The sequence below is a fragment of the Cysteiniphilum sp. 19S12-1 genome (assembly GCF_052030685.1).
GTDB lineage: Bacteria > Pseudomonadota > Gammaproteobacteria > Francisellales > Francisellaceae > Caedibacter.
Map to the genome: position 1 here is coordinate 105,255 of NZ_JBQAJM010000004.1, position 11,486 is coordinate 116,740.

At 40.9% G+C, this 11,486-nt stretch carries 14 protein-coding genes; 5 read left to right on the forward strand and 9 right to left on the reverse strand.

Going from position 1 to position 11,486, the window contains the following annotated elements; genetic code table 11:
- The first annotated feature begins 25 nt into the window (after positions 1-25).
- The 5 genes from ACTS4L_RS02350 (at position 26) to ACTS4L_RS02370 (ending at position 4,014) form a co-directional block, all read left to right on the forward strand.
- Positions 26-292, forward strand: a complete 267-nt coding sequence (locus ACTS4L_RS02350; protein WP_440615401.1) for a BrnT family toxin — start codon at positions 26-28, stop codon at positions 290-292.
- Complete coding sequence (locus tag ACTS4L_RS02355; protein WP_440615400.1) at positions 285-617, forward strand: hypothetical protein; 333 nt, start codon at positions 285-287, stop codon at positions 615-617. The genes ACTS4L_RS02350 and ACTS4L_RS02355 overlap by 8 nt, the downstream gene beginning before the upstream one ends.
- Positions 618-972: 355 nt before the next feature.
- Positions 973-1,938: a class II fructose-bisphosphatase gene (glpX, locus tag ACTS4L_RS02360; RefSeq protein WP_440615399.1), complete on the forward strand. Its 966-nt coding sequence runs from the start codon at positions 973-975 to the stop codon at positions 1,936-1,938.
- Between the two features lie 128 nt (positions 1,939-2,066).
- The gene (locus ACTS4L_RS02365) at positions 2,067-2,939 is read left to right on the forward strand and encodes a LysR substrate-binding domain-containing protein (RefSeq protein WP_440615398.1); all 873 of its coding nucleotides are present in this window, start codon (positions 2,067-2,069) and stop codon (positions 2,937-2,939) included.
- A gap of 91 nt (positions 2,940-3,030) precedes the next feature.
- Positions 3,031-4,014 carry a TDT family transporter gene (locus tag ACTS4L_RS02370; RefSeq protein ID WP_440615397.1) on the forward strand — a complete coding sequence of 328 codons (984 nt, stop codon included), beginning with the start codon at positions 3,031-3,033 and terminating at the stop codon, positions 4,012-4,014.
- A 296-nt stretch (positions 4,015-4,310) separates the two neighbouring features.
- On the opposite strand, the gene ACTS4L_RS02375 is transcribed toward ACTS4L_RS02370, so the two are convergent.
- From ACTS4L_RS02375 to ACTS4L_RS02415, 9 genes are all read right to left on the reverse strand, one after another.
- On the reverse strand, positions 4,311-4,763 hold the full coding sequence (locus ACTS4L_RS02375) for a F0F1 ATP synthase subunit epsilon (RefSeq protein ID WP_440615396.1): 453 nt from the start codon (positions 4,761-4,763) through the stop codon (positions 4,311-4,313).
- Between the two features lie 12 nt (positions 4,764-4,775).
- Positions 4,776-6,152, reverse strand: coding sequence for a F0F1 ATP synthase subunit beta (gene atpD, locus ACTS4L_RS02380; protein ID WP_440615395.1), 1,377 nt, complete (start codon positions 6,150-6,152; stop codon positions 4,776-4,778).
- 18 nt (positions 6,153-6,170) lie between these two features.
- Positions 6,171-7,049 (reverse strand): F0F1 ATP synthase subunit gamma, encoded by an 879-nt coding sequence (atpG, locus tag ACTS4L_RS02385; RefSeq protein WP_440615394.1) that lies wholly within the window; start codon positions 7,047-7,049, stop codon positions 6,171-6,173.
- Positions 7,050-7,061: 12 nt separating this feature from the next.
- Complete coding sequence (gene atpA, locus ACTS4L_RS02390; RefSeq protein WP_440615393.1) at positions 7,062-8,603, reverse strand: F0F1 ATP synthase subunit alpha; 1,542 nt, start codon at positions 8,601-8,603, stop codon at positions 7,062-7,064.
- Positions 8,604-8,627: 24 nt separating this feature from the next.
- On the reverse strand, positions 8,628-9,164 hold the full coding sequence (locus ACTS4L_RS02395; protein WP_440615392.1) for a F0F1 ATP synthase subunit delta: 537 nt from the start codon (positions 9,162-9,164) through the stop codon (positions 8,628-8,630).
- An 11-nt stretch (positions 9,165-9,175) separates the two neighbouring features.
- Entirely contained in the window at positions 9,176-9,646 is a 471-nt protein-coding gene (locus ACTS4L_RS02400) for a F0F1 ATP synthase subunit B (protein WP_192483602.1), read from the reverse strand.
- A 38-nt stretch (positions 9,647-9,684) separates the two neighbouring features.
- Positions 9,685-9,990 carry a F0F1 ATP synthase subunit B gene (locus ACTS4L_RS02405; protein ID WP_117002281.1) on the reverse strand — a complete coding sequence of 102 codons (306 nt, stop codon included), beginning with the start codon at positions 9,988-9,990 and terminating at the stop codon, positions 9,685-9,687.
- Positions 9,991-10,052: 62 nt separating this feature from the next.
- Positions 10,053-10,838 (reverse strand): F0F1 ATP synthase subunit A, encoded by a 786-nt coding sequence (gene atpB, locus ACTS4L_RS02410; protein ID WP_440615391.1) that lies wholly within the window; start codon positions 10,836-10,838, stop codon positions 10,053-10,055.
- Between the two features lie 27 nt (positions 10,839-10,865).
- On the reverse strand, positions 10,866-11,195 hold the full coding sequence (locus tag ACTS4L_RS02415) for an ATP synthase subunit I (protein ID WP_203384315.1): 330 nt from the start codon (positions 11,193-11,195) through the stop codon (positions 10,866-10,868).
- Positions 11,196-11,486 lie beyond the last annotated feature (291 nt).

The following is an 11,486-nucleotide window of genomic DNA, read 5'->3' on the forward strand; positions in this document are numbered from 1 at the left end:
AGATACGAAATAACGGCAGTGTTAAATGTTTGAATGGGATGAAAAGAAAAATAAACAGCTCAAACAAGAAAGACATATCTCATTTGAACAGATTGTTGAAGCAATTGAAAATGGTGATTTACTAGCGATTGACGATAATGTTAATCACCCTAGCCAAAGCATTCTGCGCGTTCGTATTGGTGACTATGTTTACTCTGTTGCCACAGAACAGCGTAACAATAACCTAAGGTTGATTACCGCTTATGCAGACCGTAAGCAAACTAAACGATTTGGAGGCGATACAAATGCGTAATACATCCCAAAAAAATAACATAAAAGCCCTTGATGCCATTGAAGAAACTATTATGCAATCTGATAAGCGCGGGGAATACAAGCCCATCGCAGAGGATGAGTTTACAAAGCGCAAAGCACAGCTTGAGCAAATGGCTAAGGCAACCATGCAGAAAGTCAGAAAACCAATTTCTTTTAAGCCAGACCCAGAAACGCTTGCCGCTTTTAAAGAAAAAGCTGAGCACGAGGGCTTGCCTTACCAGACATTACTTAACTTCTTGATGAAACAATATGTTGATGGTGGCTTTAAGCTTGCTATTGTTCACAACAAAGGCACTTCACACTGAACCGTTCGGAAATCCCGAATAGTTCAAAGCTTGTAGCCTTTGTAGCAGGTTATCACTAAGGCAGATTATCCGCTATTTGTTTATGATTAGCATCTTTTTCTAGAGATAACTTCACCGCTTCATTGTTGAACTCTTGTGTGTGGCGAGATTTTGCCATTTTTTACTCCTCATTCTAGTGGACTCATTGTCGCAAATTGAGAGGGTACATCAAAAAACCCATACCCTTTTAACCACACAATTGTTACAATACTGGCGATTTTCAACAAGCGCTAGATTCTTTGTAATGATTTCACACACATCGCAACTTATTGTGTGTTAAATTTAACAGTGCGCATACAAACTAAGGGATAGAATAATGGATCGTAATTTAGCATTAGAAACTGTTCGTGTCACCGAAGCTGCCGCTTTATCTGCTTGGCGTCAAATGGGTCGAGGAGACGAGAAAGCTGCTGACCAAGTTGCTGTTGATGCGATGCGTCGCGCTTTAAATGGTCTAGATATCGATGGTACTGTCGTCATCGGCGAAGGTGAACGAGATGAGGCTCCAATGCTTTATATTGGCGAGAAAGTTGGTAAAGGCGGTCCTAAGGTTGATATCGCACTTGATCCGCTAGAGGGCACAACCATTACTGCCAAAGGTGGACCTAATGCCTTGGCAGTGATTGCGATGGCAGAAGATGGTGGTTTTTTAAATGCCCCTGATGTTTATATGGAAAAGATTGCTGTGGGTGGGCATGGTATGCCGGCAGATATCATCGATATCAATGCAACACCTGCTGAGAATTTGAAAAACTTGGCTCAATTTAAAAAAGTCCCTATTGAAGCGTTGGTTGTCTGTATTTTAGATCGCCCACGTCACGAAGATATTATTCGCAAAGTGCGTGAAGCTGGTGCACGCATTGCACTTATTGGGGACGGTGATGTCTCAGCAGTCATTGCAACAGCACAAGAGGATACCGGCATTGATATGTATATGGGCACAGGAGGTGCGCCTGAAGGTGTGCTCGCAGCGGCAGCATTACGTTGCCTTGGCGGACAAATGCAAGGTCGCCTGATCTTCAGAAACGATGATGAAAAAGCACGTGCTAAGAAATGGGGTATTGATGATTTAAATAAAGTCTATCATCTAAATGACCTTGCCTCTGGCAATGTATTGTTTGCCGCAACCGGTGTTACCGATGGACAGATGCTCAAAGGTGTTAAGCGCAAAGGGCAATTTGCGCAAACACATAGTCTTGTGATGCGCTCATTATCAGGTACGGTAAGACACATTGAAGCTGAACATAATTTCAACTTTAAGAAAGGTTTTGAGTATTTATAAATGAGTTGCATCAGCTGATACCTCTCCCCTCGCGGGAGAAGTCGTGCAGTTTAAGCTGGATGGTGAGGGGATATTATGACTCAACTTATTTTTGCTTTATCACATCATTAAAACTACTTAGGTAAAACATGCTTTCACACAAACAATTACTCATTTTTTCTGCCATTGCCAAACATGGTAGCATTACCAAAGCATCGGAAAGCTTGAATCTAACGCAACCTGCATTAAGTACAGCACTATCATCCCTTGAGACTCAGCTTGGTGTTAAGCTCTTTGATCGAATTGATCGAAAAATCGTACTCAACCATCATGGACAACAGCTTTACCCCAAGGCAATGGCGCTTTTAGAAACTACTGATAAAATTGAGCATTTCTTCAAACACACACAAGCGCTCATTGGTAGCTTACATATTGCCGCAAGTAATACGATTGGTAATTATATCCTGCCGACACTTATGTCTTCCTTTAAACAACAGCACCCTGAAGTGGAGTTATCTCTTAGCATCAGTAATAGTGAACAAGTTATTGAATCCGTGATTTCACATCAAGCAGACTTAGGTTTTATTGAAAGTGCTAGCTTAAGTAATCAGACCAATTGTTTTGCCTTTGCTAAAGATGAATTAAAGCTCTTTGTGCATAAAGATCATCCGTTAGCCAAAGAAAAAACGGTTGATATTAAAACACTGAAAAACCACCCGTTTATTCTGCGAGAAAAAGGCTCAGGCAGTCGCACGCTAATCGAGCAAACCCTATTGCCATTATTTGATTATCAAATGAATTTATTCTTGGAGCTTGGTAGTAGTGAAGCCATTATTCTTGCAGTATTAAATAGCAATGCCATTGGTTGTGTTTCACTATCTGCCTTATATAATGAATCAAACATTCACATCCTTGAATGTACTGAAATGAAACTTGAAAGAGATCTACTCATTGTGCAAAATAAACGCGCGCACATCTCAGAGCTTACCGAAGAGTGGCTCGACTGGGTCACCAATAAATAATTTCAATCCAACCCATAAATTTTAACAAATTTTATTTATATAAGAGTCAACATAAACTAACACCATAACAATATTCATAGAGGTGTTTATCATGACTCAGAAATTACATGGTTTTTTAGAAAAAGTCCCGACACCAATGGCAGGTTTAGCCCTTGGTATTTCAGGTTTGGGTTGGTGCGCTGAAAACGCATTGCCTGCGAATCATAGCTTACAAATCGCTTCAGCAATTATTGCTGGCATTTTATTATTACTTGTCGCTGCCAAATTTATTGTTTGGCCACAGAAATTGCGCCAAGACCTTGCCCATCCTGTTGTTGGTAGTGTTGTACCCACTTTCGCCATGGCATTGATGATCATCTCCAACAGCATTAATTATGCAAGTCATCTTGCTGCCGAGCTTATATGGGTTTTTGCAGTGACTATTCACTTACTTTTTCTGGCTGCATTTATTTATCATCGTATGCGTGAATTTAAACTACACCATATGGTGCCATCATGGTTTGTGCCACCTGTTGGTATTATCGTAGCTGACGTTGCATTCCCTGGTGGCGTACTACAACCACTGGCAAGTGCACTATTGTATTTTGGTTTAATCAGTTATGCCATTTTATTGCCGTTAATGCTATATCGCGTGATGTTTACGCATGAGATTCCTGATGTAGCTAAACCAACCATTGCGATTTTTGCAGCTCCTGCAAGCTTATCATTAGCAGGTTATTTAACGGTTACTCAAGATCCATCACCTATTATTGTCATGCTATTGTTTGGCATAGCAATATTAATGACTGCAATGATCTATCTAAGCTTTATCAAATTAATGAGCTTAAGCTTCTCCCCTGGGTTTGCGGCATTTACTTTCCCGATGGCTATTGGCTCAACTGCATTGTTTAAAACCGCTTATTGGGCAGAAAAAACTTTAAATCTAGCACCTCAATATGTTAGCCAAATTCATTACTTGGCAGTATTTGAACTGATTATTGCTGCACTCGTTATTGGTTATGTTGCATGGAAATACTTCTATCACCTTGTCATTGAAAATTTATTTGTTCTTCAAACAGCTTCCTCTACCAACTAATATCCAACACCCAATTAATGGTGATAACAATATTCCAATCTACTTTGATTGTATAAGCGCTGGCTGAGCGTAAGTCGAAGCCTCTATGATATTGTTGTGAAGATATCGCTGACCACAGCTGCTATTCAGCTGATACTCGCTATAGTTATGTGGTATAGATTAAGAAAGAGATCGTAATGAATCAAGAATAAGTTGCGCTCTAATTACCCCCTCACCCGTGCAGCTTAAGCTACACGAGCAATCCCGCAAGGGGCGAGGTACTAGCTGATGCAACTTATTTATGCATTGCTACATAATTATTTATCTGAATCATTATAGTAGGCATTAACACCTTTTAGAATTTTAAGCGCTTTTAAGCGTGCTTCAGCTTCAGCTAGCATTTGACGTGCTTCTTCGACTTCTACTTTGTCACTATCACGCGCTTTCTTTAATGCTTCTTCGGCTTGTTGACGCGCCTTCTCAGCAGCAGCTTCATTAAGATCCTTAGCACGTTCCATCACATCAGAGAGAATAATCACTTGATGTGGCTGAACTTCTAAGATGCCACCAGAGATATAAAGCGTATCTTTTTCATTATTTTCACGTTCAACGCGGACGACACCAGGTGGCAAGGTCGATAACAGTTGTGTATGGCCAAAAGCAATACCCATCTCCCCTTCCGTGCCTCTGAGGCTGACCATTTTGGCATGCGCCTCATAGACTGAACCTTCTTGGCTCACCACATTGACTGTCAGTAGTTTATCAGACATCACTGATACCTCTTAGATTGACTTGGCTTTTTCAATTGCTTCTTCAATGGTTCCAACCATGTAGAAAGCCTGCTCAGGTAAGTGGTCATACTCACCGGCAACAATCGCTTTAAAGCTCGCAATCGTATCTTTCAATGGTACGTATTTACCAGGGTTTCCGGTAAAGACTTCAGCCACGTGGAATGGTTGTGATAAGAAACGTTGGATCTTACGCGCACGTGATACAGTTAACTTATCTTCTTCAGATAATTCATCCATACCTAAAATTGCAATAATATCTTTTAGCTCTTTATAGCGTTGAAGCGTTTGTTGCACACTACGTGCTACTTCGTAATGCTCTTGACCAACCACTAGAGGATCTAACTGACGAGACGTTGAATCTAATGGATCAACCGCAGGATAGATACCTAATTCCGCAATTTGACGTGACAATACAATTGTTGCATCCAAATGCGAGAAAGTGGTTGCGGGTGATGGATCTGTTAAGTCATCCGCAGGTACATATACTGCTTGCACAGAAGTAATTGATCCTGTTTTAGTTGATGTAATACGCTCTTGTAATACACCCATCTCATAGGCAAGTGTTGGCTGATAACCCACAGCTGATGGCATACGTCCTAAAAGTGCTGATACTTCAGTACCTGCCAATGTGTAACGATAAATGTTATCGATAAACATCAATACATCACGATTCTCATCACGGAAGCTCTCAGCAATCGTCAAACCTGTTAATGCCACACGTAAACGGTTTCCTGGTGGCTCATTCATTTGCCCGTAAACCAATGATACTTTGTCTAATACATTGGAGTCTTTCATCTCATGATAAAAGTCATTACCTTCACGTGTACGCTCACCAACGCCTGCAAACACAGAAAAACCACTATGCTCTTTAGCGATGTTATTGATAAGCTCCATCATAGTTACGGTTTTACCTACACCAGCACCACCGAACAAGCCAACCTTACCCCCTTTCGCAAATGGACAAATAAGATCAATTACTTTAATCCCTGTTTCAAGAATCTCGGCACTTAACGCTTGATCTTCAAATGCAGGTGCTTTTTTATGAATTGGTTGCTTTTCATCGGATTTGATTGGACCACATTCATCGATTGGATTGCCCAATACATCCATAATGCGTCCCAAAGTACCATGCCCTACAGGCACTGAAATTGGTGCATTCGTATTCTTAACGTGAAGCCCACGCTTTAAACCATCTGATGAACCCATCGCGATACAACGCACGACACCATCACCGATTTCTTGTTGTACTTCTAATGTTAAGCCTGTCTCGTTAACAATTAGCGCATCATAAACTTTTGGCACATTATCGCGCGGGAAAGTTACGTCAATCACCGCGCCGATAATTTGGCTAATTTTACCCATACTCATTTTTATGTCCTCTTAAATTTAAACTGCCGCAGCACCGGAGACAATCTCCGCGAGCTCTTGCGTAATCATTGCTTGACGTGCTTTGTTATATTGCAACTTCAGTGAATTAATAATGTCACCGGCATTATCCGTTGCATTTTTCATCGCAAGCATTCTAGCTGCCTGTTCACACGCGAGATTCTCAACCACGCCACAGTAAACTTGCGACTCAATATAACGCACTAACAACACATCTAACACACGCTTAGCACCTGGCTCATACAAGTAATCCCAATGCCCTGTAATCGACTTATCTTCTTTTACAGCGCCTTCTTTTGGTTTAAGGATCGGTAATAACTGCTCTTTAGTCGGCTGCTGTTTGATGGTGTTGACAAATTTATTGCTAAACAGCATTAAGTTATCAAGCTTATTTTCATCAAATGCTTTGACCATTACCGATACCGCACCGGTAATTGAGCCTATCGTGTCACCATCGTGAAAGTTGGCAACAGAGACGATATTCACCTGACGTAAACGCTTAAAAAAGCTCTCAGCTTTAGATCCGATTAAGCATAGGTCAACTTCAACTTTCTGCTCTTGGTAATGCCTAATCGACTTTAATACCTCTTTAAACAAATTAATATTCAAGCCACCGCATAAACCACGATCTGTTGAGATAATCACCATGCCAACACGTTTAACTTCACGCGCTTGAAAGTATGGATGTGTATACTCCATACTGGCACGCACAACGTGATGAATAATATCAAGCGCATAATGAGCGTAAGGTCTTGCTTCTTCCATACGATCACGCGCTTTGCGCATTTTACTGGCTGCAACCAACTCCATCGCACGCGTAATTTTCTGGGTATTCTTAACGCTGTTAATTTTAGTACGTATTTCACGACTACCAGACATGATACCCTCCTATTACCAAGATTGCGTTTCTTTGCACTCTTTGATCACTTTTTCAAGTTGAGCGGCAATCTCATCGTTATAGTTGCATGTTTTATTGATCTCATCCATCAATGCCTTGTGCTGACTTTCAGCAAAAGCGTGTAATGTGGCTTCAAATGATCCAACTTTATTAAGTTCAATCTCATCTAAGTGACCTTTATCAACAGCATATAGCGACAATGCCATTTTAGCGATGCTCAGTGGTGAGAATTGCTTTTGCTTCATCAATTCCATCACACGCTCACCACGCTTTAATTGTGCGCGTGTTGCATCATCTAGATCTGATGCAAATTGTGAAAACGCTTCAAGTTCACGATATTGTGCTAGTGCCAAACGTACACCACCACCTAGCTTTTTAATGATCTTAGTTTGCGCTGATCCACCAACACGCGATACTGAGTTACCTGCGTTAATCGCTGGACGAATACCTGCGTTAAATAAATCAGTCTCTAAGAAAATCTGACCATCGGTAATTGAAATCACATTAGTTGGAACGAATGCTGAAATGTCCCCTGCTTGCGTTTCAATAATCGGTAACGCTGTTAATGAACCTGTTTTACCTTTGACTTCACCGTTTGTTGCTTTTTCAACGTATTCAGCATTAACGCGTGCTGCACGCTCTAACAATCTTGAATGAAGATAGAAAACATCCCCAGGATAAGCCTCGCGCCCTGGCGGACGACGCAACAATAATGAAATCTGGCGATATGCCCATGCTTGTTTTGTTAAATCATCATAAATGATCAAGGCATCTTCACCGCGATCACGGAAATACTCGCCCATCGCACAGCCGGCGTAAGGAGCTAAGTATTGAAGCGCTGCTGAATCAGCGGCATTAGCTGCAACAATAATCGTATGCGCTAAAGCATCGTGTTCTTCTAGTTTACGAACGACTTCAGCTACTGATGACGCTTTTTGACCAACAGCAACATAAATACACTTAACACCCGTATCTTTTTGGTTGATGATCGCATCGATGGCTACCGCTGTTTTACCGGTTTGTCTGTCACCGATAATCAACTCACGTTGACCGCGCCCAATGGGTACCATCGCATCGATTGCTTTAATACCTGTTTGTACTGGTTGATCAACGGATTGACGCCAAATAACACCAGGGGCGACTTTTTCAACAGGAGACGTGACGTCTGTTTTAATGTCACCCTTGCCATCGATTGGATTACCCAACGCATCAACCACACGACCTAATAACGCCTCACCTACTGGGACTTCTAAAATACGTCCTGTGCAATACGCTTTTTGACCTTCTTGAATATGCTCATAATCACCTAGTACAACGGCACCCACTGAGTCTTGCTCAAGGTTAAGGGCTAGGCCATAAACACCACCAGGCAACTCAATCATCTCACCTGCGGCAACTTCGTTTAAGCCATGAATACGGATAATACCATCGGAAACAGAGACAATAGTACCTTCTGTTTTTGTTTGTGGCGCATTGTCAAACTTGGCAATACGCTCTTTTATTAATTCACTAATTTCTGCTGGAGTAAGCTGCATAGTCTTTATTCCTATTAATCTTGTTTAAGCTTGTAGCTCGTGCTGTAATTTTTGAAGCTTGCCTTTGATTGACCCATCGATAACATGGTCGCCAATCTCAATCGTTGCTCCGCCAATTAAACTCGCATCAACTGCCACGTCAATTTCAATTGCGCACTGATATTTCTGCTCAAGTTTTGTTTTTAATTTTTGAATTTCTGCGTCAGAAGTTTCAAACGCTGTCGTGATCTTGGCTTTTTTCGCTTTCTCATCTTCAGCTTTATGCAATAAAAACAACTTATAAATCGTTGGCATCACTGTCAAACGATTATGCTCTGCAGCCAATTTGACAAAGTTTTTACCATGCTCATCAAGCACGTCTTTTAAGACATCAAATATCAATACGGATACATCTGACTGAGAATAGGCAGGATTATCAAGCAACAATGCAACCTGATGATCTATCACACATTCTGACAGATTAAGTAGCATATTATTCCAGTTTGCAACAACATTATGTGCCTTAGCATACTCGTAAGCAGCTTGCGCATAAGGTCTTGCAATCGGCGTTAAGTCTGCCATGATCGTACCTCTTAAAGTTCAGCTGCCATTTCTTCCAATAAATGATTATTGGTCGTCATATCAATGTTTTTACCAATAAGCTTTTCAGCACCAGCAACTGCAATACCTACGACTTCTTTGCGTAGTTTTTGCTTCATTGCAATCATATGTGCTTCAGCTTCATCATTAGCCGCTTTACGAATACGATCTGCATCAACACGTGCTGCTTCTTTGGCTTCTTCGTCAATCTGCATCGCACGCATATTGGCTTGCTCAATAATTTTAGTCGCTTGTGCTTTTGCTTCATGGATCAGCTCTTGCGCTTTTCTTTTAGCAACTTCTAGTTCTTTTTCGGCACGATCTGCCGAAGCCAAGCCATCGGCAATTTTAGCGCGACGCTCATCCATCGCTTTTTTAAGCGGTGGCCAAACGAACTTCATGGTAAAACCGACAAAGATGATAAAGGTGATCATCTGGCCGATTAGCGTAATATTAATATCCATGATTTCTCCTTGTGGATATGTTCAGGATTTATCGTTAATTATGCACCTAATGCTTTTGTCGCAGCTTCTGCTAAACCGTTAATTGCTAATGGATTTGCATAAAGAACCAAGAAACCGATTGCAATTGAGATTGCCGCAAACGCATCAACGAAAGCTGCCACGATAAACATGCGCCCCAGTAACATACCGCTTAATTCAGGTTGACGTGCCACACCTTCTAGGTACTTACCACCTAACACACCAAAGCCGATCGCAGTCCCTAATGCAGGTAAAGCAATCAATAACGCAACGGCAATTGCTGTTAGACCGTTTAATTGACCTAGTACTTGTAATGACATTTCCATTTTTTTCTCCTTAGTTGGTTTTTTTAGTTTTAGTTTTTAACTCTTTTAATTCTTAATTTTTATTAATGGTCATCTTGTGCAAGATTCAAATAAACCACTGTTAGCATCATAAATACAAACGCTTGGATCACGATAACTAAGATGTGGAAAATCGCCCACAATCCACCTAGTGTCCACTGAATCCACCATGGCAATAAAGCAATCAAGATAAAGATCAGCTCCCCTGCGAATAAGTTACCGTACAAACGCAGTGATAATGACAACGGTTTGACCACTTCATCAATGATTCTAAAGGCGATATTTAATGGGAAAGCCCAGATCCCAAATGGCGCACTTAAAATTTCTTTTAATAAGCCAAAGCCACCTTTAGCCTTAAGGTTATAACCAATAATCAAGATAAAGACGCTCAATGATAACGCAAAAGTCAAATTTGGATCAGCCGTTGGCACGATCTTGAAGTACGCTTCAGAAGAGCCACCAAAAAGCACAATCAGGCGCCCTGCCAAGTCTACTGGAATCAAATCCATAAAGTTCATGAGCAAAACCCATACGAAAATCGTAATCGCAAGCGGAGTAACGAAATCACGCTTATGATGATAGGTATCCGCCACCGCGCCATCGATCCACTCACATATCAGCTCGACCCCGTTTTGGAATTTACCTGGGGTATCTGAACTTGCCTTTCTTGCTGCTAAATACATTAAGCTTAAGAAAAACACGCCCAATACAATACTGACTATAAGGGTGTCTAAGTTTAGCGTCCAGAATGAAGAATCACCCAAGCTCACCTGCCAATGGTTAAGATGGTGCCTTACATATTCTGAAGAAGTTAAGCTTTCTCCTGCCATATCACTCTTCTCTTATTTGTTTAGGGTTTATTTTAAATGGGTTAACTTCATAAAAAGCGGCATAAACCACATTGCCAGTTGCAACACCAAAAGACCGGCAATATACGGTAAAAATTTCGGCTGCACATAAATTGCAATCAACACGGTGCCCACGGCAACCATGACTAACTTTGCAAACTCACAAGCATATAAAATGCACACTTCTTTGAAAGGATGATATTGCGCTTTGCGCAAAAAAAGACGTAATAAAAAAACAACATTGGCTACAAACATCAAACATGAGCCTAATAGGAAACCAACGGCATAGCTTTTACCCCATAAAAGACATAGCAAACTCCCTAGGATCACAAGGATCATTTGGAAAGCAAAAAAGTGCCTTTTATATAGTTTTCGGTTTGCTAGCATCGTTAGATTTTATCCCTTAATTTTACGCCAAGCAGTATATAGAGCGTAAGCTATCGGCGCAAGCGAAAAGTGTTCTTTTTATGTAAAGGCTATTAACACAAGCAGCAGCATGATTTTTAAGCAAATCAAAGTGTTTTTATAGCGCGCGCTACAAACATGTATTATTACTGAAGTTACGCACTTTTAAATTTCTCACATTCATGTTTCATTTTTAAATACATTTGATAACTTGCTTGATTCGCC